Annotated in this window: 22 protein-coding genes; 9 read left to right on the plus strand and 13 right to left on the minus strand. The window is 75.7% G+C overall.

Annotated features, from left to right (window positions below):
- Window positions 1-80: 80 nt before the first annotated feature.
- Window positions 81-368, minus strand: coding sequence for a hypothetical protein (locus ACIQTO_RS28105; RefSeq protein ID WP_402393518.1), 288 nt, complete (start codon window positions 366-368; stop codon window positions 81-83).
- Here ACIQTO_RS28105 and ACIQTO_RS28110 point away from each other — a divergent pair.
- Window positions 352-861, plus strand: a complete 510-nt coding sequence (locus tag ACIQTO_RS28110; protein WP_402393521.1) for a hypothetical protein — start codon at window positions 352-354, stop codon at window positions 859-861. The two genes, ACIQTO_RS28105 and ACIQTO_RS28110, sit on opposite strands and share 17 nt — an antisense overlap.
- A 229-nt stretch (window positions 862-1,090) precedes the next feature.
- Window positions 1,091-2,533: a DUF2252 domain-containing protein gene (locus tag ACIQTO_RS28115; RefSeq protein WP_402393523.1), complete on the plus strand. Its 1,443-nt coding sequence runs from the start codon at window positions 1,091-1,093 to the stop codon at window positions 2,531-2,533.
- Between the two features lie 75 nt (window positions 2,534-2,608).
- Here ACIQTO_RS28115 and ACIQTO_RS28120 read toward each other — a convergent pair whose 3' ends face one another.
- From ACIQTO_RS28120 to ACIQTO_RS28135, 4 genes are all read right to left on the minus strand, one after another.
- Window positions 2,609-3,310: an alpha/beta fold hydrolase gene (locus ACIQTO_RS28120; protein WP_402393525.1), complete on the minus strand. Its 702-nt coding sequence runs from the start codon at window positions 3,308-3,310 to the stop codon at window positions 2,609-2,611.
- Window positions 3,311-3,398: 88 nt separating this feature from the next.
- Window positions 3,399-4,964, minus strand: coding sequence for an MFS transporter (locus ACIQTO_RS28125; RefSeq protein WP_402393528.1), 1,566 nt, complete (start codon window positions 4,962-4,964; stop codon window positions 3,399-3,401).
- Window positions 4,961-5,524, minus strand: coding sequence for a helix-turn-helix domain-containing protein (locus ACIQTO_RS28130; RefSeq protein WP_402393531.1), 564 nt, complete (start codon window positions 5,522-5,524; stop codon window positions 4,961-4,963). The genes ACIQTO_RS28125 and ACIQTO_RS28130 overlap by 4 nt, the downstream gene beginning before the upstream one ends.
- A gap of 348 nt (window positions 5,525-5,872) precedes the next feature.
- Window positions 5,873-6,187 (minus strand): hypothetical protein, encoded by a 315-nt coding sequence (locus ACIQTO_RS28135; protein ID WP_402393533.1) that lies wholly within the window; start codon window positions 6,185-6,187, stop codon window positions 5,873-5,875.
- Here ACIQTO_RS28135 and ACIQTO_RS28140 point away from each other — a divergent pair.
- The 3 genes from ACIQTO_RS28140 (at window position 6,177) to ACIQTO_RS28150 (ending at window position 9,779) form a co-directional block, all read left to right on the plus strand.
- Window positions 6,177-6,797, plus strand: coding sequence for a hypothetical protein (locus ACIQTO_RS28140; RefSeq protein WP_402393535.1), 621 nt, complete (start codon window positions 6,177-6,179; stop codon window positions 6,795-6,797). The two genes, ACIQTO_RS28135 and ACIQTO_RS28140, sit on opposite strands and share 11 nt — an antisense overlap.
- Window positions 6,798-7,025: 228 nt before the next feature.
- The gene (locus ACIQTO_RS28145; RefSeq protein ID WP_402393683.1) at window positions 7,026-8,372 is read left to right on the plus strand and encodes a DUF5685 family protein; all 1,347 of its coding nucleotides are present in this window, start codon (window positions 7,026-7,028) and stop codon (window positions 8,370-8,372) included.
- A gap of 201 nt (window positions 8,373-8,573) precedes the next feature.
- A complete protein-coding gene (locus ACIQTO_RS28150; protein WP_402393537.1) occupies window positions 8,574-9,779 on the plus strand; it encodes an alpha/beta hydrolase family protein in 1,206 nt (401 codons plus the stop codon).
- Between the two features lie 198 nt (window positions 9,780-9,977).
- Here ACIQTO_RS28150 and ACIQTO_RS28155 read toward each other — a convergent pair whose 3' ends face one another.
- The 4 genes from ACIQTO_RS28155 to ACIQTO_RS28170 form a co-directional block, all read right to left on the minus strand.
- Window positions 9,978-10,136 (minus strand): hypothetical protein, encoded by a 159-nt coding sequence (locus tag ACIQTO_RS28155; RefSeq protein WP_402393540.1) that lies wholly within the window; start codon window positions 10,134-10,136, stop codon window positions 9,978-9,980.
- Between the two features lie 136 nt (window positions 10,137-10,272).
- Window positions 10,273-10,674 carry a pyridoxamine 5'-phosphate oxidase family protein gene (locus tag ACIQTO_RS28160; RefSeq protein ID WP_402393542.1) on the minus strand — a complete coding sequence of 134 codons (402 nt, stop codon included), beginning with the start codon at window positions 10,672-10,674 and terminating at the stop codon, window positions 10,273-10,275.
- Window positions 10,675-10,799: 125 nt separating this feature from the next.
- Entirely contained in the window at window positions 10,800-11,432 is a 633-nt protein-coding gene (locus ACIQTO_RS28165) for an MBL fold metallo-hydrolase (protein ID WP_402393545.1), read from the minus strand.
- Complete coding sequence (locus tag ACIQTO_RS28170; RefSeq protein WP_402393547.1) at window positions 11,429-12,514, minus strand: S-(hydroxymethyl)mycothiol dehydrogenase; 1,086 nt, start codon at window positions 12,512-12,514, stop codon at window positions 11,429-11,431. The genes ACIQTO_RS28165 and ACIQTO_RS28170 overlap by 4 nt, the downstream gene beginning before the upstream one ends.
- A 526-nt stretch (window positions 12,515-13,040) precedes the next feature.
- Between ACIQTO_RS28170 and ACIQTO_RS28175 the strand changes: the two genes are divergently transcribed.
- Entirely contained in the window at window positions 13,041-14,336 is a 1,296-nt protein-coding gene (locus tag ACIQTO_RS28175; protein ID WP_402393549.1) for a cytochrome P450, read from the plus strand.
- A complete protein-coding gene (locus tag ACIQTO_RS28180) occupies window positions 14,333-14,668 on the plus strand; it encodes a ferredoxin (protein ID WP_402393552.1) in 336 nt (111 codons plus the stop codon). The genes ACIQTO_RS28175 and ACIQTO_RS28180 overlap by 4 nt, the downstream gene beginning before the upstream one ends.
- A gap of 81 nt (window positions 14,669-14,749) precedes the next feature.
- Here ACIQTO_RS28180 and ACIQTO_RS28185 read toward each other — a convergent pair whose 3' ends face one another.
- The 4 genes from ACIQTO_RS28185 to ACIQTO_RS28200 all read right to left on the minus strand — a co-directional run bounded on the left by ACIQTO_RS28185 (window position 14,750) and on the right by ACIQTO_RS28200 (window position 19,279).
- Window positions 14,750-16,111 carry a phosphotransferase family protein gene (locus ACIQTO_RS28185; protein WP_402393554.1) on the minus strand — a complete coding sequence of 454 codons (1,362 nt, stop codon included), beginning with the start codon at window positions 16,109-16,111 and terminating at the stop codon, window positions 14,750-14,752.
- A gap of 101 nt (window positions 16,112-16,212) precedes the next feature.
- Complete coding sequence (locus tag ACIQTO_RS28190; protein WP_402393556.1) at window positions 16,213-16,959, minus strand: phosphotransferase family protein; 747 nt, start codon at window positions 16,957-16,959, stop codon at window positions 16,213-16,215.
- A gap of 141 nt (window positions 16,960-17,100) precedes the next feature.
- Entirely contained in the window at window positions 17,101-18,000 is a 900-nt protein-coding gene (locus ACIQTO_RS28195) for a PhzF family phenazine biosynthesis protein (protein WP_402393558.1), read from the minus strand.
- 184 nt (window positions 18,001-18,184) lie between these two features.
- Entirely contained in the window at window positions 18,185-19,279 is a 1,095-nt protein-coding gene (locus ACIQTO_RS28200; RefSeq protein WP_402393560.1) for a DUF5937 family protein, read from the minus strand.
- 100 nt (window positions 19,280-19,379) lie between these two features.
- Here ACIQTO_RS28200 and ACIQTO_RS28205 point away from each other — a divergent pair, with 100 nt between their 5' ends.
- On the plus strand, window positions 19,380-20,879 hold the full coding sequence (locus tag ACIQTO_RS28205; RefSeq protein WP_402393563.1) for an MFS transporter: 1,500 nt from the start codon (window positions 19,380-19,382) through the stop codon (window positions 20,877-20,879).
- Between the two features lie 27 nt (window positions 20,880-20,906).
- Window positions 20,907-21,494, plus strand: coding sequence for a hypothetical protein (locus ACIQTO_RS28210; protein WP_402393565.1), 588 nt, complete (start codon window positions 20,907-20,909; stop codon window positions 21,492-21,494).
- The last annotated feature ends 125 nt before the right edge of the window (window positions 21,495-21,619 follow it).

Raw genomic sequence — 21,619 nt, forward strand, 5'->3', positions numbered from 1 at the left:
GGGTCCCCGCCCCGCCGGCCACGGAGCCGGGGGCGCGGCGACGCCGGCCACGGGGCCGGGGCACGGCGGCGCGCCTCCGGTCAGCCGGTGACCCGGATCTCGACGAGGGTCGTGGCCGGCTGCCCCAGCCCCTCGCCGACACCCTGGAAGCCGTCCTTGGGGACGTCGACCGCCTGGGAGGCACCGCCGGCGGTGAGGCCGGCGTGCAGCGCGCGTCCGACGGTCTGCACGGCGAAGACGTCCGGCAGTTCCAGGGTGAGGAAGCCGGTCGTGGTGGTGGCGGAGAAACAGACCCGGTTGTCGGGATTGCCGGGCGCCCTGGTCCAGATGGCGACCGCGGTCGTCAGGTGAATGTTCGATCTGCACATCCCTCTCGACGACCTGCGGGTGGACTCGCGCGAGCCGCTCTTCGTCGACGGCCGGGTGTGGCTGACCGTGGACGGCCGGGAGTTCCCGGCGGCGCGGTGGAGCGACGCGGCCCTGTCGGTGCTCGGCTCGCTGGGTCGCGCCGTCGCCGGCGCGCTCGACGGTGAGACCGCCGACTTCTACTTCTTCGAGGGCTCCTACTTCGTCCGGCTGACCCCGCTCCCCCCGGAGCCCCGCGCACCGCGCCGGGTCCGTGTCACCGCCGTGGACGACGGTGACACGTGGGCCGCGGACGCCGAGGGCAACGCCGTCCCGGTGGCGGAGGGCGAGGTGCGCGCCGAGGTGGTCGTCCCCCTGCGCGAGGTCGCCGAGCGCCACGGCGCCGCGCTGGCCCTGGTCGGCGGGTGGGCCGAGGCGCGGCGCGAGAACGAGGTCATCCGGGTGCTGTCCCGGATGTACCGCTACGACGCCGCCGACCCGCGGTTCGACCACTGACCTTCCGGGCCGGTGCGGCCACCGCCCGCCGCGGTCCACCGCCCCGCCCGGGCGCCACCGCCCCGCCCGCTCCGATCGTCCCGGGCCCGGCGGAACCGGCGCTCCCCGGAACACGTCCCTCCCTCCCGACGGGCCGTTCGAGCGGACCGGTAACCTGCTGCCCGGCCCGCGGACGGGCCGGGTCCGCGCAGGTCGCGGGCGGGAACGACAGAGGACGGGGCGGGGCACGATGACGCAGCTCACCGAAGCGGTGGAAGAGTCCGGGGCACGGGCGGACGCGGCCGGCCGGGGGCGGCGGTTCGCCGTCGACGGGTTCGCGCCGCGCCACGACGGTCAGGCCCGCGAGCGCGGCAAGGCCGTGCGCGAGCGCGTCCCGCGTGAGCGGCACGCCGAGTTCGGCACCCCCGAAGACCGCCCGACCGCCGTCGAGGCGATCGAGGCGTCCAACGCCGGCCGCCTCACCGAGCTGGTCCCGATCCGGCTGGGCCGGATGGCGGCCACCCCGTTCGCCTTCCTGCGCGGCTCCGCCGGTCTGATGGCCGCCGACCTCACCGGCACGCCCACCACCGGGATCACCGCCCAGCTCTGCGGTGACGCGCACGCCGCCAACTTCGGCCTGTACGGCGACGCCCGCGGCCAACTCGTCATGGACATAAACGACTTCGACGAGACCGTGCCCGGCCCGTGGGAGTGGGACCTCAAGCGGCTCGCCACCAGCCTGGTGCTGGCGGGCCGCGAGGTCGGCGCCGACGAGACCACCGCGCGGCGGGCCGCGTTCGACGCCGCCGGTTCGTACCGCCGCACCATGCGCACGCTGGCCAAGCTGCCCGTCCTGGACGCCTGGAACGCCGTCGCCGACGACCAGCTGGTCTCGTTCGCGCAGGCGCACGACCTGGCCGAGGCCCTGCAGAAGGTCGGTGCCAAGGCGCTGGGCAACACCAGCGCCCGGTTCGCCGCCAAGTCCACCGTCCGCGCGCAGGACGGCGGACTGCGGTTCACCGCGGCGCCCCCGGTGCTCAGCGAGGTCCCGGACACGACGGCCGCCGCGGTGGCCACCGCGCTCGGCGACTACGTCACCACCGTGCCCGCGGAGCTGCACCCGCTGCTCGCCCGCTACCGGGTCCAGGACGTGGCGTTCCGCGTGGTGGGCACCGGCAGCGTCGGCACCCGCTCGTACGTCGTCCTGCTGACCGACCACCGCGAGCAGCCGCTGGTGCTCCAGGTGAAGGAGGCGCGCCCCTCGGTGCTGCTGCCGCACCTGGCCCGCGCCGGCTACCCGGTGACCGTGCCGGACGGCCACGAGGGCCGCCGGGTGGTCCTCGGCCAGAAGCGCATGCAGGTGGTCAGCGACACCCTGCTCGGCTGGACCACGGTGGACGGACTGCCCTACCAGGTACGGCAGTTCCGCAACCGCAAGGGCAGCGTGGACCCGGCCGCGCTGCTGCCCGCCCAGCTCGACGACTACGCCCGGATCACCGGCGCCCTGCTCGCCCGGGCCCACGCGCACACCGCCGACCCGGGCGTGATCAGCGGCTACTGCGGCAAGAACGAGGCCCTGGACGAGGCGGTCGCCGCCTTCGCGGTGGCGTACGCGGACCGGACCGAGGCGGACCACGCCGACCTGGTCGCGGCCGTCCGGGCCGGCCGGCTCCCCGCCGAGCACGGCGTCTGACCCCGGGCCGGCCCCGCGTGGCGGGGCCGTCCTCGCGTCACCGGGCCGGTGAGCCTCGCCGGCCCGGTGAGCAGGTCAGTCGATACGGTCGGCGGGGTCCAGGAACGGCGCGACCACCGCGACGAAGTCCGCCGGCCGGGCGTGGTGCACCAGGTGACCGGCCTCGATGGTGACCACCCGGCAGTCGGGGATCCGCTCGGCCATCTCGGCGATCCGGTCCTGCGGAACATGGCTCGCCCGGCCGCCGGCCACCACCAGGGTGGGCGCGCCGATCGCGGGCATCCGCTCCAGCCAGTGCGGGTCAGGGGTGTCGATCTGCTCCTTGACCGCCCTCACCACCGCCCAGTCGAAGGCGACCGGTTCGGCGGGCGGGTCGGCCACCGGGCTCGCCGGGCGCGGGTAGGGCGCGGGGACGTCCTCCAGCACCAGCCGGCCGACCCGCTCGGGGTGCTCCTGGGCCAGCAGGTACGCCACCACACCGCCCATCGAGTGACCGACCACATCGACCCGGTCCAGCCCGAGCGCGTCCAGCAGGCCGAGGACGTCGTCGCGCATCGGCTCCAGGCCGTACCGGCCGGGCCGCCCGCTGTCCCCGTGGCCGCGCAGGTCGAGCGCGAGGACGCGGTGGTGCGGGGCGAGGTCCGGCAGGACGCCGTCCCAGTCGGTGGCCCGCTCGCCGAGCGCGTGCAGCAGGAGCAGCGGCGGGCCACCCGGCGGGCCGGACTCACGGTAGGCCAGGGTGACCTCCGGCAGCTCGACAGTCCGATGAACAGTCATAACGGTCACCGTATGTCCCGGTCCCCGCCGGCCGGCCGGCCGTTCGCCCACCGCTCAATCCGGCCGCGCCGACGCCGCGCGCTCCGCGCTACCGCCGCGCCCGCACCTCGCCGCCCTGGCCGGACCGACCGCCCGCTCCCGGTCCGGCGGCCTCCCCGGTCGACGCCCGTCCGGAGACCTCCGCCTTCCCGCCCGGCTCGGTGGCCTCGCCGGACCGGCCCGGCCGTCCGTCCTCCCGCGCCACCGCCCGGCTCGCGAACACCGAGGCCAGCACCGCCAGGGCGGCCACCGCCGCACAGACGACACTGGCATACGTGTACGCGGCCCGGTGGCCGCCACCGCCTCCGGTGGCGCGCAGGTAGACGCCGGAGAGCGCCGAGACGCAGACCGCCGCCGCGATCCGCTGCGCCATCTGCAGGATCGCCCCGCTCACCCCGGCCGCCTCGGCAGGCGCGTGGCGCAGCACGTACGCCTGGTTGGTGGCGCTCATCACCCCGGCGGCGGCGCCGCCGAGCAGTTGCAGCGCCGCCAGCAGCCACGGCAGCGCGCCGGTGGGTCCCCACCGCACGACGAGGCCGCCGGTGAGCATCACCAGCGCCGAGACCGTCATGCCCGCGGTGACGGTCCGCCGGCCGAAGCGCTGCACCACCCGCCAGGCGAGCGCCGAGGCGACCCCCATCGAGACCGCCGAGGGCAGCGCGACCAGCGCCGCGACCATCGGGGAGAGACCGAGCCCGTCCTGCAGGAACATCGCCAGCACCAGTCCGGCCGCCACGACCGAGCCGAACTGGGCCATCGCGACCGCCGTACCGAGGGCGTACGGCGCGGACCGGGTGAGCGCCGGGTGGATCAACGGGTGGCCGCCGGCCCGGGCCTGACGGCGCTGCCAGCCCACCAGTGCGCCGAGCAGCACGGCCGCGCCGGCCGCGAAGGCCAGCCGGCCGGTCCAGGCGGGCGGCTGCACGAAGGGGAGCATCAGCACCAGGGTCAGCGCGGCGACCAGCAGCAGGCCGACCACGTCGAGGTTGGCATGACGGGCGCCGGGGCGCGGGCGCGGCAGGCAGCGGGCCGCCAGGACGACGGTCGCCAGCCCGAACGGCACATTGAGCAGGAAGGTCAGCCGCCAGCCGAACTCCGGTCCGACGGCGGCCAGTACCGCGCCCCCGATCGGCGGGCCCAGCGCGAAGGCCAGGCCACCCGTGACGGCGTACATCCCGAGGGCCCGGGCCCTCAGCTGGCCGTGGAACACGTCCTGGATGGTGCCGATCATCTGGGAGTTGACCAGTCCGGCCCCGACGCCCTGGAGCAACCGGGCGGCCACCAGCACCCAGGGCTCGGTGGCGGTCGCGGAGAGCACGCTGACGGCGGTGAACACGGCCAGGCCGGTGACGAAGAACCACTTGCGGCCCCAGACGTCCCCGAGCCGCCCGCCCGGCACCAGGGCCAGGCCGAAGGCCAGCGAGTAGCCGGCCACGATCCACTGCAGATGGGCGGGCTGGGCGTGCAGGCTCTCCCGCAGGGCCGGTATCGAGGTGTTGAGGACGGACTGGTCGAGCAGGGTGGTGAACCCGCCCGCGACGCAGACCAGCAGGACGCGGCGCCCGGTGGCGTCGAAGCGCTCCCGGGGCGCCGCCGTGGATATCGGCGACTTCACGGCTCGACCACCACCAGCGCGTACCGGGCGGCCTCCGGCCCGGGGCTGCGGAAGCGGGTGCTGTCCGCGACGAACCGCAGACAGTCACCGGCCGCGAGCTGCTGCGGCTCACCGTCGACGGTCAGCTCCAACCGGCCCTCCAGCAGCCAGAGGTGATGCTCCAGACCGGGGACGGACGGCCGGTCGTAGGCGATGTCGGCACCCGCCGGCAGCAGCCCCTCGATGATCTCGGCCCGCAGCGAGCCGTCCGGCGGCGACACCGAGCGCCGCACGAACCCGGTCGCCTCGTCACGCCAGACCCGCTGCTCACCGGCCCGGACCAGCCGGGCCGGGGCCGACTCGACCTCGGCGAGCAGCCGCGACATCGTGCGCCCGTAGACGGCGCAGAGCCGGCCGAGCAGGGCGGCCGTCGGACTGACCTCCGCGCGCTCGACCCGCGACAGCGTGGACCGGCTCACCTCCGCCCGCCGCGCCAACTCCTCCAGCGTCCATCCGCGTTCGACCCGAAGCTCGGCAAGGCGGTTGGCCAGCCGCTCGTCGGCGGCCGTATCGATTCCCATATTCGCGATGCTATCCCGGATATGAGATCACCTACAGGGTGTCTGCGGGACGGGGTACGACCGGCCCGGACGGGGCGGCCCCGGACGGGACGAGCGCCGGACGGGACGAGCGCCGGACGGGACGAGCGCCGGACGGCCGGGGCTGCCTCCCGGCAGAGGCGAGCGGCTTCCCGGCTCCGCCACCGCGTCGGCCCGTGTCCCGGCATCACCACCCGGTCGACCACGGTCGAGCGGGCCCACCCCGTCCGGGGCCGCCCGACCTGGCCGGACAGGGTCGGCGCGTCGGGTGCGTGCCACGCAGGCACCGCAACGGGGGGACGCCGCGGTGCGCGGCGGGCCCGGCCGTCATCACCGCGTCACCGCGTCAGGGGTAGAAGTGCGTCGTTCCACAGGTCTCGTCGGTACCGTGCTCGCGCTGGTGTGCGCCGCCGGGTGCTCGTCCGCCACCACCGGGACCACGGCCGGGTCGTCCGCGAGCAGCCCGGTGGCGTCGAACTCGGCCGCCGCGTCGAGCACCCCGCCCACCGCGACGCCGACGCCGACCTCCTCGGCGACGCCGACCTCCTCGGCGACGCCGACCGTCGAGTCCGCCGCCGTCGTGCGCGAGACCGCGGCCGCCACGGGCCGCACCAGCGCCCGGGTCGACCAGAGCGTGGAGCTCACCGACGGGGAGAGCACGTACAAGCTGGCGGTCGCCGGCGACTTCGAGCTGGCGGCGGACCGGGGGCAGCTCGGTGTCGACCTCCCCGGCGGGGCGATCAGCCACCTCGACGAGATCTTCGCCGACGGCCAGGTGTACGTGCGCGGCTCGGCGGGTGTGCAAGCGGGGTTCTGGGCGGCGATCGACCGGGAGCGGACCATCGCCCACGCGCTGCTCCGGTCGCCGGCCAACGACCCGGAGCACGTCCTCCAGCAGATCTCCGCCCTGGGCCAGGTCACCCGGAGCGGCGAGGAGGAGGTGAGCGGGGTCCGGGCCACGCGCTACAACGGGATTCTGGCCACCGACGCCGTCACCCTGCGCCTGGCACCGGAGATCCGGAGCAAGCTGGAGACGTACCGGAGCCTGAGCGGCTCCGACCTGGAGATCCCCGCCGGGGTGTGGGTCGATCCGCAGGGCCGGGTGGTGAAGGTCCAGCTGGTCCTGGACATGAGCCCGATCCACTCCGTCACCACGGTGGCCTTCACCGAGCTGGGCAAGGCGGTGAAGGTGACGGCTCCCCCGGCGAAGAACACCACGGCGGTGACCGAGCTCAACGGCGTCCTCACCGGCTGACCCGCCGGTCCTGAGGCGTTCGCCCGCACCCGCCGTCGACTCCGGGCCCGCCACCGGGCCCCGGGGTCTCCGACATCCGAACTCCCATGTCACGCACAGGTGTTGCGGCCCGCCGGCCGCTCCACCGGCGGCCCCTCCCCCGGGCGCGACCCTTCCGGAACGATGAACTGCCGGTCATATGATGTCTGCGACTGGGGGCCGGCCATGGCCCGCATGACGAGGGGGATCATGTTCGGCATCATCAGGCCGTGTCGGCACCGGCTCTCCGAACGGTTGCGGGCCTCGTGGACGGCCCATCTGTGCGGCCTCTGCCTGGCACTGCGGGACGACCACGGCCAGCTCGCCCGGACGGCCACCAACTACGACGGTCTGATCATCTCCGTCCTGGTCGAGGCGCAGAGCGCGAAGGACGACGCCTCCTGGCGCCGCACGGCCGGGCCCTGCCCGCTGCGCGGGATGCGCACCGCCTCGGTCGCCCGGGGCGAGGGGGCCCGACTGGCGGCCGCCGTCTCGCTCGCGCTCGCCTCGGTGAAGATGCGCGACCATGTCGAGGACCGGGACGGCGTGTTCGCCCGGCGGCCGGTCGCCGCCGGGGCCCGCGCGGTGACCAGGCGCTGGGACCGCAAGAGCGCGGGCGGCGCCTCGGCCGTCGGCTTCGACACCGCCGTGCTGCTCGACGCGGCTTCCCGCCAGTCCGAGTTGGAGCGCGGGCTGCTGCCGGGCGGGTCCGTCCTGCTGGTCACGGAGCCCACCGAGAGTGCCACGTCGGCGGCGTTCGCGCACACCGCGACGCTGGCCGGCCGGCCCGGCAACGCCGAACCGCTGGCGGAGGCGGGTCGCCTGTTCGGCCGCCTCGCCCACCTCCTGGACGCCGCCGAGGACCAGGCCGAGGACGCCGCGAACGGTGCCTGGAACCCGCTCACGGCGACCGGCACCGACCGGGCCGAGGCGGAACGCCTCTGCCGGGACGCCGTCCACGGCATCCGGCTCGCGCTGCGCGAGGTGGAGCTGACCGACCGCGCCCTGGTGCACGCCCTGCTGGGGCACGAGACCGAACGTGCCGTGGAGCGCGTCTTCGGCCCGGCCGCGCACACCGCCTCCTGCCGCACCCGGACGGCGCCCGCCGACGGTTCCGCCGAGCACGGGCACGGGGCCCGCGGGCACGCGGCCGGCGCGCACGGGGATGCCGGGGACGGAGCCGGCGGACGGCCTCCGCTCGGTTCCGACCCGCAGCAGGCACCGCCCCGGCAGGACCCGGGCCAGGCACCGCCGGCCGGTCCGGGCGCGCCGATCCCGCCCTGGGTGCCGCAGGGCCCCGGGTTCACCCCGCCCGGCGGCAAGCCCCCGCAGCGCCGCAACCTGCTGGCCGGCTGCGCGGTCTGGGCCCTGATGGCCTGCACCTGCCAGCTGATGTGCTGCTCGCACGACGATCCGTTCTCGCGCGAGCGCAAGGACGGGTGGTGCGGGCGGCACGACTGCGATTGCGACTGCGGCTGCGGGGACTGCTGCGACTGCTGCGGGGACGGCGGGTGCTGCGACGGGTGCGACTGCGGTGGCTGCGACTGCGGCTGCTGAGCCCCTGGCGCGCCCTGCGCGGGCCGGGGTGACTCCCGCCCCGCGCAGGGCTTCTGAAGCGGCCCGAGATGACGACCCGAGGTGGAGGCGAGGTCGTCCGCGAGGCCGTGCCGCCGGGCGTGGCGGCTCCGACCTGCGGCGTACAGCGGTTCCGCCGTACGCACGACGACCCGCCGACCGCACACGATCTAACGTGGCGTCATGTCGAAACGTCCCTGGTACCGCGCTGCCGCGCCACCGCTCCCGCTCGCCCTCGCGCTCCTGTTGCCCGTCGCCCTGCTGCTCGGCCTGGTCGGACCGCAGGCCGCGACGGCGGCGCCCCGGCCGGCCTCCGGCCGGGCCGCGCTTCCCGCGGCCCCGCCCCCCGGCGCTCCGCAGGTACCCGCGCCCGCCTCCCGCCGGCCGGTCGGCACCACCTCGGCCCACGTGGTGGACACCGGCCGGCGCGACCCCTGGCGGGCCGACGCGGCCACGCGCGAACTGATGGTGACGTTCTGGTACCCGGCCCTGTCCTCGCGCGGCGCGCGGGCGCCGTACATGTCCGCGGAACTGTCCACCGCGCTGTTCGGCGGCCCGGACCTCGCCGCCGTGCGCACCGGCGCCGCGGCCGGTGCGACGCCCGCCCCGGGGCGGCACCCGCTGGTCGTGCTCTCCCCCGGCTTCGGCTACAGCCGCACCTCGCTCACCGGCCTGGCCGAGGACCTCGCGGCGCGCGGCTACGCGGTGGCGGCCCTCGACCACACCTACGAGACGGCCGTGCAGTTCCCCGACGGCCGGGTGGAGGCCTGCCTGATCTGCGGCCGGACGGACGACCGGCTGGGCACCGAGGTCACCCTCAGCCGGGCCCAGGACATCCGGTTCCTGATCGACCGGCTGACCGCCCCCGGCCCGGGACCGGTCCGCGGCCTCCGGATCGACCCGTCCCGGATCGGCGCGGCCGGCCACTCACTCGGCGGCGCGAGCGCGGTCGAGGCCATGCGGGAGGACAGCCGGATCCGCGCCGCCGCCAACCTGGACGGCGACTTCTTCGCCCCACTGCCCGCCGACGGCCTCGCCCGCCCGGTCCTCCTGCTCAGCGCCCGGCGCAGCAACGACGCCCCGGAGGCGGCGGCCAACTGGGAGGAGACCTGGAAGCGTCTGACGGGCTGGAAGCGCTGGCTGGACCTCCCCGAGGGCGGTCACCTGTCCTCCTGCGACATGCCCTGGCTGCTGGACGCCTTCGGGGTGCGCGACCAGCTCCCGCCGGAGACCGCGCACGACCAGTACGGCAGCCTCGGCGGCGAGCGCGCGCTCGCCGCGTCGCGGACGTATCTGGGCGCCTTCTTCGACCGGCACCTGCTCGGCCGTCCGAGCCCGGAACTGAACCGCCCCTCGGCGAACTACCCGGAGGTCCGCTTCGTGAAGTAGCCCGTGTCCGCGCCGACACCCCCCAGCGGGCCGGTCCCCGCGCCCCGGGCCGGTTCGGCCGGGGCCGACACCGGGCCGGGCAGCGGGCCCGGCAGCAGCCCTGACACCGGGCCCGACACCGAACCCGCTACCGGCCCGCGCTGCCAGAGCGGCAGCACCGCGACCGTCCCGCAGCCACCCACGGCCACCGGCCCGGCCTCAAACATCGGACCGCGCCTCGGCGGCCGCCCGGCGGTCCGCCGTCAGCGAGTCCCCCAAGCGAGCCAGCAGCACGCGGAACTGCTCCGCGTCCTGCTCCGTCATCCGCCCCTCGGGCAGAGCCCGCACGCCCTGCTCCTCGACCGTTCCCTCGTTCATGCCTCCGACGCTAGGCGCCGGCGATCAACGACCGATAAACACCCGCGTCACGGAGGCACCACAAGGACCACGAAGCCCACCAGCAGCGCCCACCACCACCTGCGGCAGCAGCTGCCCGCCGGCGCGGTCGCGGCGGCTACGCCCGGCCGAGCACCCGGCCCACGGTGATCTCGATGACCACCCGGTCCGGGTTCACCCGGGGCTCGCGGTACCGCTCGGTGTACCGGCGGACGGCGTCGGCCACCGCGTCCGGCTCGTCCCGCACCACGGCCACGCCCTCCAGCGTGGACCAGCGCGCGCCGTCCACCTGGCAGACCGCCACCCGCAAGCCCTCGGCCCCGGCCGCCAGCACATTGCGCACCTTGCGGCTGGTCCGGCTGCTGATCACCCGCGCGGTCGCCGTCTCCGGCTGGTACGTCACGCCCACCGGCGCCACGTGCGGCGAGCCGTCCGGGCGCTGGGTGGTCAGCGTGGAGATGTGCCGTTCCCGCCAGAAGGCGAGGAAGGCTTCGTCGAGCTCGCGCGGATCATGGGCCATGCCCGCGATCGTACGACGCCCGGCCCGGTGCGGAGAGCACCGGGCCGGGCGTCGTACCGGCGGGCCGAGCGGGCGTCGTACCTGGCGGTACGGCAGGCGGCGGCAGCAGCCGGGGCCCGCGGGGGTCAGTGGCCGCGGGCGATCCAGTCGGGGAGCCCGGGTGCCTCGGCGGCGATCGTGGTCGGGTCGCCGTGGCCGGTGCGGACCACCGTCTCCGGGGGGAGGGCCAGGAGGCGGTCCCGGATCGAGTCGATGATGGTCGGGAAGTGCGAGAACGACCGGCCGGTGGCCCCCGGGCCGCCCTGGAAGAGGGTGTCGCCGGTGAAGACCGTGCCGAGCGCCGGAGCGTAGAGGCAGACCGCGCCGGGCGCGTGGCCCGGGGTGTGCAGCACGGTCAGCTCGGTGCCCGCCACCTCGATCCGCCCACCGTCGGCGAGTTCACCGTCCGGCAGGCGGTCGGGGTGGGTGAGCTTCCAGAGCGGCAGGTCGTCCGGGTGCAGCAGGATCGGAGCGCCGGTGCGGGCCGCGAGGGCCGGGGCCGCGTCGATGTGGTCGTTGTGCGCGTGGGTGGAGACGATCGCCAGCAGACGACGCCCGCCGAGGGCCGCCTCGATCGCCTCGGCGTCATGGGCCGCGTCGATCACCACGGCCTCGTGGTCGTCACCGACGATCCAGACGTTGTTCTCCACCTCCCAGCTGCCGCCGTCGAGGTCGAAGCTGCCGGCGGTGACCAGCCGGTCGATCCGTGCGCCGCTCACAGGATCACCACCGAACGGAGCACATCGCCCTCGTGCATCCGCGCGAACGCCTGCTCCACGCTGTCCAGTCCGATGGTCTCGGTGACGAACGCGCCGAGGTCCAGGCGGCCCTGGAGGTGGAGGTCGATCAGCATCGGGAAGTCCCGCGACGGCAGGCAGTCGCCGTACCAGGAGGACTTCAGCGCGCCACCCCGGCCGAACACGTCCAGCAGCGGCAGCTCCAGCTGCATCTCCGGCGTCGGGACACCGACCAGGACGACCGTGCCGGCCAGATCGCGGGCGTAGAACGCCTGCTTGTACGTCTCCGGGCGGCCGACCGCCTCGACCACGACGTCCGCGCCGTTGCCGTCGGTCAGCTCGCGGATCGCCTCGACCGGGTCGGTGGTACGGGAGTTCACGGTGTGAGTGGCGCCGAGCTTGCGCGCGGTGGCGAGCTTGCGGTCGTCGATGTCCACCGCGATGATCTTCGCCGCGCCGGCCAGCCGCGAACCGAGCACGGCCGCGCCGCCGACACCACCGCAGCCGATCACCGCGACGGAGTCGCCCCGGCCGACGTTGCCGGTGTTGATCGCGGCACCGATGCCCGCCATCACCCCGCACCCCAGCAGGCCCGCGACAGCCGGCTCGGCCGCCGGGTCGACCTTGGTGCACTGGCCGGCCGCGACCAGGGTCTTCTCCGCGAACGCGCCGATCCCCAGGGCCGGGGACAGCTCGGTGCCGTCCAGCAGCGTCATCCGCTGCTTGGCGTTGTGCGTGTCGAAACAGTACTGCGGGCGCCCGCGCCGGCAGGCGCGGCACTGGCCGCAGACCGCTCGCCAGTTGAGGACGACGAAGTCACCGGGGGCGACCTCGGTCACGCCCTCGCCCACCGACTCCACGATGCCCGCCGCCTCGTGGCCCAGCAGGAACGGGAACTCGTCGTTGATCCCGCCCTCCCGGTAGTGCAGGTCCGTGTGGCAGACGCCGCAGGCCTGGATCCGCACCACCGCCTCGCCCGGCCCGGGGTCGGGTACGACGATCGTCGTCACCTCCACGGGCGCGCCCTTGGCACGCGCGATGACTGCCTTCACCTGCTGGGCCATCCGATTCCACCTCCGTCGGCCGATGCGGCTCTGCACCGGCGTGACCTGCGACAAAACGACTTGCCCACGAAGCGTATCGCCCGGGCGGGGCCGCGCCCGGCGAACGGTCCCGGTGATCCCGCTCACCGCCGTCCGGGCGTCAGGGGCGCGCGGACGGAGCCGAGCGCCCGTCATCGGCCCCCCAACCACCCTGCGTTGGCTGGAATCGTTGCTGACTGTGGCTCGGTGCCCACGTACGGTCGTAACGACCCGTCCGACTCACCCGCCCCGTCCGCCCACGCACCCGAACTCGCCGACTCGACTCGCCCCGGGCCCCGCCCCCGGACCCGACCCCGCCCCGGCCGACCTGACCGACCTGACCGACCTGACCGACCTGACCGACCTGACCGACCTGACCGAATCGGCCCGGACTGACCGGATCGACCCCGGCCAGACCGACCGACCCATCCCCTCCCCGCGCACTTCCCGGATCCACCCCCCGTCGGGCCGCCCCCTGCGGCCCACCGCCCTGGAGTCTGGAGTACGGATGTCCGCCGAGAACAGTGCCACCCGTGCCACGACCGGCCCCGCCGAGACCCACGCGCCCGGCCCGCCCCGCCCGGCCACGCTGACCCACCCGACCACGCCGTCCGCCCCGACCGCGCTGCCCCCGTTGCCGCCGCTGCACTGCCTGCGCCGCCTCGAACCGGGTCCGCCGCGCCTCGGCGCACTGCCCACCGGCACCCCGGTCTGGCTGGTCAGCCGCCACGCCGACGTGCGGCAGGTGCTCGCCGACCCGCGCCTGGGCCGCGCCCCGCTGTACGCGCCCGACGCGCCCCCGCTCACCCTCGCCCCGAACCTCCTGGACGACCCGCAGGGCATCCTGAACCTCGACGGCGCCGGCCACCAGCGGCTGCGCCGCACGGTGCAGCGGGCGTTCACCCCGCGCGCGATCGCCCGCTGGCGCCCCTGGGTGGCCTCCGTGGTCGAGGCCCTGCTGGACGAGTTGATCGACCAGGGCTCCCCCGCCGACATCATCGCCGGCTACACCCGCCCCCTGCCGGTCGCCGTGATCAGCCGGCTGATGGGCCTCGACGGCCTGGACGGCAAGCGCCTCGCGCACTGGAGCGACCACGCCCTCTCCACCACCGCGCACTCCACCCAGGCGGTCCGGGTGGCGATGGACGAGTTCGCCGGCTTCGGCGCCGAGCTGATCGCCGAACGCCGGGCGGCGCCCGGCGACGACCTGGTCAGCGGCCTGCTCGAAGCGGCCCGGGAGAGCGACGGCATCACCGAGCAGCAGTTGGTCTCGCTGGTGATCGGCCTGGTGGTGGCGGGGCACGAGACGACCATGACCATGCTCGGCAACGCGCTGGTCTATCTGCTGAGCGACGGCCGCGAGGCCTGGCACCGGCTCTCCTCCGACGAGCAGAGCGCCGCCGCCGCCACGGAGCAGCTGCTGCGGGCCGTCCCGCTCGGGGACGGCGATGTGCTCCCCGGCCTGTTCCGGCGCACCGTGGAGGACGTGGAGATCGGCGGTGTGGTCATCCCGGCGGGCAGTGTGGTCGCCGCCGACACCCGGACCGCCAACCACGACCCCGAGGTCTTCACCGGCGACCTGCTGACCGAGCTGTTCTCGCCGCTGGCCGCGCCGATGTACACCTTCGGCGCCGGGCCGCACCACTGCCTGGGCGCCTGGTTGGCCCGGATGGAGCTGGAGCTGGCCCTGCACCGGCTGGCCCGCCGACTGCCCTCGCTCCGGCTGGCCGGACCGGCGGGGTCCATCGACTGGCGGCGCGGGCTGCTGACCCGCAGCCCGAACGCACTCCAGGTCGCCTGGTGACGCCGGACGCGACCGGCCCCGCCCCGGGCACCCACGGGGCGGACGCGGTGAGCACGGCGGCCGCCGGCCCGACCCCCCGGGACGAGCCGGTGGTGGTCCGGGTCGACCGGGGCCGCTGCATCGGCTCGGGCATGTGCGCGCTCACCGCCCCCGGTTCGCTGGCGCTGGGCGCCGACGGGTTGTCCCACCCGGTGCGGGCGTCCGGGCCCGACGGTGAGCCGGCCGGCGAGCGGCTGACGGAGGAGCTCCTGGAGGCCGTCGACTTCTGTCCGGTCGAGGCGCTCGCGCTGCACTCGGCCCGCGACGGCCGGCTGATCGCCCCGTCCGGGTGAGGCCGTCGGCGCCGCCGCTCCGCAGGACGGAGGGCGGCGCCGGCGGTCCACCGGACGCGATGGCTCCGGCCGGATCGCCGCTCAGACCCGCGCCGTGCCCCCGGGTCCCGCGTCCGCACAAGCCAGCGCGGCCCGGATCTCGTTCACCGGATCCTCCTCGTGGTACGGGCGCTCACTGGTCTCGACGTGGTCCAGGAACTCCTGGTACCGCACCGCGTAGGCCAGGTGGTAGAGCGGCTCGACCAGCTTCAGCGCACGCTCCGGGTCCGACCCGGGGATGTGCTCCCGCCAGGCGCGCGACCACACCTCGGCGACCTGCGTCCACCGCTCCTCGGACACGTACTGCCGGGGGCGCAGGCCGTCCAGCGCCGGGTGCCCGAGGCAGGAGTCGGCATAGTCGACGACCACCGTCCGGGCGCCGTCGGAGCGCCAGTTGCCGGGGTGGAAGTCCCCGTGCACCAGTGTCTCGGGCAGTCCGCAGGCGGCCAGGTCGGCGACCAGCGCGGGCAGCCGGCCGGCGAGCTCCCGGGCGGCGGCGAGCTCCTCGACCGTCAGCGACGCCCCGGCCGGGCCGGGGCCGTCCGCAGCACTCGACTCCGCACCGAGCGGCTCGGCACCGCTCGGCTCCGCACCGCTCGGCTCCGCACCGCTCGGCTCGGCCGCCTTCTCCAGCCGGTCGAGCAACGCGTCCACCTGCGCGAGCAGTGCGCGCGGGGTGCGGTCGCGCAGCCCGGACGCGGCCGCCCGGCCGTCGGCGGCGAGCGCCGTCTGGGCGGCGACCAGCCGCGGCACCACGTCGGCGACCACCTCGGCGGACGGGCCCCAGCAGTCGTCCCCGGGCACGTGGTCGAGCAGCAGCCGCCCGTGCGCGGGGTCGGCCCCGAGCACCGGCGGCACCAGTGTGGGATCGACGCTGCCGAGCAGCGCGATCACCTCCCCCTCACGGGAGTTGAACGCCGGGTTGATCGCCTTCAGCCAGGCGTCGACGCCGGTCGCCGTCCGGTAGCGGAACAGACCGGACAGGTTCCACGTCCGGACCTGCTCGACCGGACCGGCCACCGGACGCCCCACCCCGTGCAGCGTCCGCTCCGCCCAGTCGAGCGTGGCCCGCAGCCCGGACGGAGTGGCCCAGCCGGCCCGGCGCTCGGCCGGCCCGAGCAGGGCGGCGATGTCGGCGCCCTGCTGACGCGGCATCAGTCCGGCCGGGCGCTCCAACGCTTCGACGTGGTAGACCACATGCCCGCCGCTGCCGCCGCCCCCCTCGGCCACCTCGGCGAGCCGGAGCACCAGCACGGGCACCCCCACCTCCTCCGACACCCGCTCGACAACCGGAGCCGCGGCGGACCACCACGCCCCGTCGACCTCGAACGGCCCCACCAACCCGAGGTATTCACCGTCGTGGGTGAGATGGATGCCGACCGTCCGACCGCCCTGTTGTCCCATTCGGGCAGGCTCGCGCATCGCGCTCCCCCAGCACAACCGGATTTCCCGCGCCCTGCACCGCCCCGGGCGAACGCCTACCTGGCGGTCGGACCCGGGCAGCCTCACATCAGGGATCTCAGCACGTCGACCTCACAGCCCGGCGCGAAGGGGTCGAAGCCGTGCTCGACCAGCCAGCGAACCGCCAGCAGGCTCCGCAACGACCACCACGCGCGGATCACGTCGAGGTCGACGCCGGTGCCGTAGCCGGCGATCACGTCGTCGAGGTGCTCCTCGTGTCCGAGCGTGAAGGTGGCGAGGTCGTACAGGGCGTCACCCCGGCCCGCCTCGGACCAGTCGATGATGCCCGTGACCTCGTCGCCGTCGACGAAGACGTGTGCGATCTGCAGGTCGCCGTGCGTGAACGCCGGAGTCCACGGCCGGAGCGCGGCCTCGGCGACCTCGCGGTTGCGGGTGACCAGGTCGGCGGGCAGGACGCCGCTCGTCACGAGCGACCCGCACTCGTCGTCGAGTTCCGCCGCCAGCGCGACGACGCTCCGCCCGGCCCGGCCCGGCCAGGACGGCAGCGGGGCGTCGTGCAGCTCCCGGATGGCGGCGCCCGCCGCCGCCCACGCCGCCGGCGACCCGGTCGACGGCCCACCGAGGCGCCCGAGCGTCGCCCCCGGGACCGCGGCGATCGCGAGCACGGGCGGCTTGCGCCACAGGACCTCCGGGGTCGGGACCGGCGCCAGGGACATCGCCTCGACCTCGGCGTCGATCCGCGCCTGATCGGCGTCCACCTTCAGGAACACGTCGCCGACGCGCAGCGTCGCACGCTCGGAATGGGCGACGACGACCTTGACCTCATCCATGGGCGACCAGTATCCCGGGGACGCTCGCCGACGTCGCCGGGTTTTCGCCCGCGGTGACGCGGCTGACCGCGTCCCGCGGGTCGGCCCCGTGCACGGCACCGACCCCTCACCGGCCCCCACTGCTGTCGGGCCGGACAGGACCTAAGGGATCGCCACACCCGCGCCCGACACACGGACGCGACTGTCGCCCTCGCGGAGTTCGACGCCGAGCACGCCCGGGCGGCCGAGGTCGTCGCCCTGATGGAGGGTCAGGGTGGTCGGTACGGTCACCGCGCCCCGCTCCCGCAGGTAGGCGCCGAAGGCCGCGGCGGCCGCGCCGGTCGCCGGGTCCTCCACCACGCCGCCGACCGGGAACGGGTTCCGGACGTGGAAGACGTGCTCGCTCTCGCGCCAGACCAGCTGGAGGGTGGTCAGCCCGCGGGCCGTCATATAGCCGGCCAGGCCGTCGAAGTCGTAGTCCAGCCGGGCCAGCCGGTCACGGGTGGCGGCCGCCAGCACCAGGTGGCGGGCACCGGCGTAGGCGATCCGGGGCGGCAGCGCCGCGTCCAGTTCCTCGGCCGACCAGTCGAGCAGCGCGAGCGCCTCGGCGACGTCGCTCTCGCTCACCTCCTCGACGTGCGGCTCGACACTGGTCAGGGTGGCGCGCAGCGTGCCGTCCGCGCCCTTGTCCACCTCGATCGGCACCTCGCCGGCCGCGGTGGCGAAGACGTACCGGCCGGGGCCCGACCGCTCGGCGAGCGCGACGGCGGAGGCGACGGTGGCATGGCCGCAGAACGGCACCTCCAGCAGCGGACTGAAGTACCGCACGGTGTAGCCGGCGCCGGGCCGGCCCGCGACGGCGGCGGCCGCCGCGTCCGGTACCAGGAACGCCGTCTCGGAGTAACCGACCTCGGCGGCGATGGCGAGCATCCGCCCGGCCGAGAGACCGGAGGCGTCGAGCACCACACCGGCCGGGTTCCCGCCGGCCGGGTCGCCGGCGAAGGCGGCGTAGCGCAGGATGTCGGTCTCGGGTACGGCCGTCGGTACATCGTGATTGATCATGATCGCTCGAACACCTCCCCTCGTCCTCCTGTTCCCGGCCGCCGCCCCGACCGGTGGTGCGCCGGGCGCCGCACGCCCTGGAGTCGCACAGAGCGCTCCCACCGCAGGACCGTCGCGTCAGCGCCGTCGCACCAGCGCCCCCACCGCAGCGCCGTCACCGCAGCGCGCCGTCACCGCGGCACCCTCACCGCAGCACCGCCTCCAGCAGGTCGGAGCCCAGCCGGGCACTGCTCGTCAGATCGAGCTGGTACAGCATGTACCGCCCGCGCCGCCGGGTGGTGAGCAGCCCGGCCCGGCGCAGCACCGCGAGATGCCGCGACACCTCGGGTGCGCTGAGGTGCCAGGCCGCCGCCAGCTCGCCCGTGGTGTGCGGGCCGCGCGCCATCGTGCGCGCGAGCCGGAGCCGGACCGGATGGGCCAGCGCCTCCAACCGCTGCTGCATCACCGCGAGCGAGACCGGTTCGGGCAGCCCGCCCTCCGGGATCGGGTACTGCACCACCGGCCGCCACCCGGCCGCGTGCACCACCAGCAGGTGCGGGTACCCGAAGGCGGTCGGGATGAACGTCACTCCCCCGGCGGCGGCCCTGGTCGCGTTGTCCTGCAGCTTGTCGACGACGATCCGCCGCCGGCCGTCCGCCCGCTCCTCCAGCGCCACCGAGGGGGACACCGCCGCGAGCGCCTCTTCGGCGCCGTGCCGGGCGAGCAGGTCCGCCTTGTGCCGGGCGTCGGCCGCGAGGTCCGGCAGCACCCGCTGCCAGGCCTGCGTGAAGAAGGCCTCCCCGCAGTCCTCCAGCATCCGCCGGACCAGTGCCCGGACGGCCGGCGGGTCGGCGAACAGCCGATCGGTGAAGTCGGCCTGCCGGGGGCCCCGGGCCAGCGCCAGCTCCCGGGCGCGCTCCTGCGCCACCGGGTCGGCGAGCGGCGAGTCGCGCCGGTGGCTGAGCCGGGACGTCCCGCAACTCATCATGACGGCGGCCCGGACGTACAGTTCGTCGTCGATCCGGTCGACGGCGTCCAGTTCGTCGGCCAGGGTGGCCCCCGGCAGACCGGGGACGAGGAAGTCGGCGCGCGAGGAGCGCCACAGGAAGTCGGCCTCCGACAGACGCTCGGACAGCTCGGGAGCGATCGAGGCCGCCGTGCTCGCCACCCAGCCGTGGAGGCCGGGGTGGTGCCCGGGCTCGCCGAGGACGTGCAGCATCGCGCTCAGCTCGGCCAGCGGCGAGGGTGTGAAGTGCAGGTGCCCGTCGGGCAGCGCGGTGATGTCGATGCTGAGGCTCACCCCCTGATCCTGCCAGCCGGTCGCGGGGGCTCCGCCGTCGATTGACGGGAGTCGTCAATCGACGTGCTCATGGACGGTGCCCGGGCGCACGGTACCGGCCATGACCCCGCTCCAGCAGACATCCCGCACCGGTGGCAGCACCGCCCGTGACGGCCGGCCGTCGGACCCGCTCGTCGCACCGGACGCCCGGCCGTACGGCGAGCCCGACGGCCCGCCGCGACCGGAGTCCGACAGCCCGGTACGCGCCGAGCCCGGCCGTCCGGTAGGCGCCGGGCTTGACGACCAAGTACGCGCCGAGCCCGGCGGTCCGGTAGGCACCGGGCCCGGCGGTCCGCCGCGGGCGAGGGCCGCCGCGCTGCTCACCGACCCCGCCGCCCTGTTCGCGCTGCTCACCGACCCCGCCGCCCTGTTCGCGCTGCTCACCGCCGCCGGCGGCCGCCGCTACGCGGCCGCGCTGCTGGTGGACGCGCTCGGGACCGGTCTGCTCCGCCCGTTCCTGCTGCTCTACGGCATCGGGGTGCTGCGGCTCGACGCGGGCACGGTCGGTCTGGCGATGTCCACCGGCATGGTGGCGGGCCTGCTGGTGCTCCCGCTGACCGGACGCTGGATCGACCGCGGCGCGCGCAGCCTCCCGGCGGCGGCGACCCTGCTGGTCCGGGCGGCCGGCGCGGTGGCACTGCTCGCGGCGGACGGCCTCGGCGGGTTCACGGCCGCCGCCGTCCTGCTCGGCATCGGCAGCCAGTCCTGGCCGACCACGCACGCGGCCGTGGTCAGCACGCTCACCGAGGGGCGGGTCCGGGACGCGGCGCTGGCCGCCGGCCGCACGCTGCGCAACGCCGGCCTGGGCGCGGGCGCGCTGCTCGCCACCTTCGCCGTAGCCGGCGGATCGGGCGCGATCCGGCTGCTGGCCGGGGTGACGGCCGCCGCGTGCCTGGTCGCGGCGGGTCTGGTGCACTCGCTCCGGGTCACCGCGACCGGTCCCATGCCCAGCCCTGACCCCCGCCCGGCGGCGGACTCCCGCCGGGCAGCCGGCCCCGCGCTGCGCCGGATCAGTCTGCTGAGCGCCGCCGGCCTCCCCTACGCGTTCTGCTTCGACGTCCTGGAGGTGGCCCTGCCCGCCCTGCTGGTCCTTCACCTGCACGCCTCCCCGGCCTGGTCCTCGGGCGTGTTCGTGGGCAACACCGTGCTGGTGATCACGCTCCAGCTGGCGATCGTGCTCCGCCTCGCCGACCGGTCCCGGCGGGCCGTCCTGGCCGCCTCCGGCGTCGTTCTCGCCCTCTCCTACCTGGGCTTCTGGGCGGCGGCCGCGATCGGCGGCACGGCCGGAGCGGCCACGCTGGCCGCCGTCTCGGTGCTCTTCACGCTGGGCGAGATCCTCTACAGCGGTTCGGGGACGGCCCTGGTCGCCGCCACCGCGCCGCCCGGGCTGCTCGGGCGGGCGCTCGCCCGCTGGGAGTTCTCGATGGGCATCGGCCGCGCGCTGGCCCCGGTGGTGCTGACCACACTGCTGGCCGTCGGACCGGGCGCGCTCTGGCCCGTGCTGGCGGTCGCCACCCTGCTCGCGGCGGCGGCGGTGTCCAGGCTGGCACCGACGGGGTGACCGAACGCCGGTGGGATGATCGTCCCCATGGCCGTCACCGCGTACCAGCAGCGACTCCGCGACCGCTTCCTCGCCGCGGCCGTCACGGCGCCACCCCCGCCGTGGCGGCCGGTCGGGCCCGGCCTGATCCCGGTCGGCGGGCTGCTCGGGATCGGCTTCGCCACCGACCCGGCCACCGGGAGCGACCTCGTCCTGGTGGTCTCCCACAGCGGGCACGGCCTCTTCGACGCGACGACCGGCGAGAAGCTCGCCCGGGTGTACGACCCGGGCGAGGAGCCGGACGGCCCGGATCTCGCCTGCCCCGGCATCGGTCCGGTCGCGGACGTCCGCGTCCCGGTGGCCGGCCTCTACGGCGGCGGGCTGCACACCGGCACCGACGACGGCTGGCACGTCGAGGTCGTGGTCCCGGAGTGGCCGAACGAGCGGGTCCTGCTCTGCACCGGCCGCGGCCCGTACGAGGGCGAGCACGGCGAGACCTGGTGGCACGTCCACCACTCCTCCTGGTCGACCTTCCGCACTGCCGGCTTCTCCCCGTCGGGGCGGACCCTGGCCGTGGCGACCAGCAGCGACCTCACCCTGTGGACCCTCGCCGGGGAGCCGACGAGCCGGTCGTGAAGCCGACGGGCGGCCCACGGAGCCGGTGAGCGACCCGCGCCCCTCCCCCTGCTCCCTCCCACTGCTCCCCTCCCGCTGTCCCCCGTCCGCGCCGCCCGAGGTGCGGGCCGTCCTCCGGTCGCCGA

The sequence above is a fragment of the Kitasatospora sp. NPDC091207 genome (genome assembly GCF_044768625.1).
In the GTDB taxonomy this organism is placed as follows: domain Bacteria; phylum Actinomycetota; class Actinomycetes; order Streptomycetales; family Streptomycetaceae; genus Kitasatospora.

What these genes read in the sequence shown, in the direction of transcription:
- ACIQTO_RS28110 (WP_402393521.1), top strand. Translation starts at nt 352, where the DNA reads ATGTTCGATCTGCACATCCCTCTCGACGACCTGCGGGTGGACTCGCGC.
- ACIQTO_RS28145 (WP_402393683.1), top strand. Translation starts at nt 7,026, where the DNA reads ATGTTCGGCATCATCAGGCCGTGTCGGCACCGGCTCTCCGAACGGTTG.
- ACIQTO_RS28210 (WP_402393565.1), top strand. Translation starts at nt 20,907, where the DNA reads ATGGCCGTCACCGCGTACCAGCAGCGACTCCGCGACCGCTTCCTCGCC.
- ACIQTO_RS28155 (WP_402393540.1), bottom strand. Translation starts at nt 10,136, where the DNA reads ATGAACGAGGGAACGGTCGAGGAGCAGGGCGTGCGGGCTCTGCCCGAG.
- ACIQTO_RS28105 (WP_402393518.1), bottom strand. Translation starts at nt 368, where the DNA reads ATGTGCAGATCGAACATTCACCTGACGACCGCGGTCGCCATCTGGACC.
- ACIQTO_RS28170 (WP_402393547.1), bottom strand. Translation starts at nt 12,514, where the DNA reads ATGGCCCAGCAGGTGAAGGCAGTCATCGCGCGTGCCAAGGGCGCGCCC.
- ACIQTO_RS28185 (WP_402393554.1), bottom strand. Translation starts at nt 16,111, where the DNA reads ATGGGACAACAGGGCGGTCGGACGGTCGGCATCCATCTCACCCACGAC.
- ACIQTO_RS28190 (WP_402393556.1), bottom strand. Translation starts at nt 16,959, where the DNA reads ATGGATGAGGTCAAGGTCGTCGTCGCCCATTCCGAGCGTGCGACGCTG.
- ACIQTO_RS28120 (WP_402393525.1), bottom strand. Translation starts at nt 3,310, where the DNA reads ATGACTGTTCATCGGACTGTCGAGCTGCCGGAGGTCACCCTGGCCTAC.
- ACIQTO_RS28130 (WP_402393531.1), bottom strand. Translation starts at nt 5,524, where the DNA reads ATGGGAATCGATACGGCCGCCGACGAGCGGCTGGCCAACCGCCTTGCC.
- ACIQTO_RS28205 (WP_402393563.1), top strand. Translation starts at nt 19,380, where the DNA reads ATGACCCCGCTCCAGCAGACATCCCGCACCGGTGGCAGCACCGCCCGT.
- ACIQTO_RS28150 (WP_402393537.1), top strand. Translation starts at nt 8,574, where the DNA reads ATGTCGAAACGTCCCTGGTACCGCGCTGCCGCGCCACCGCTCCCGCTC.
- ACIQTO_RS28115 (WP_402393523.1), top strand. Translation starts at nt 1,091, where the DNA reads ATGACGCAGCTCACCGAAGCGGTGGAAGAGTCCGGGGCACGGGCGGAC.
- ACIQTO_RS28175 (WP_402393549.1), top strand. Translation starts at nt 13,041, where the DNA reads ATGTCCGCCGAGAACAGTGCCACCCGTGCCACGACCGGCCCCGCCGAG.
- ACIQTO_RS28195 (WP_402393558.1), bottom strand. Translation starts at nt 18,000, where the DNA reads ATGATCAATCACGATGTACCGACGGCCGTACCCGAGACCGACATCCTG.
- ACIQTO_RS28160 (WP_402393542.1), bottom strand. Translation starts at nt 10,674, where the DNA reads ATGGCCCATGATCCGCGCGAGCTCGACGAAGCCTTCCTCGCCTTCTGG.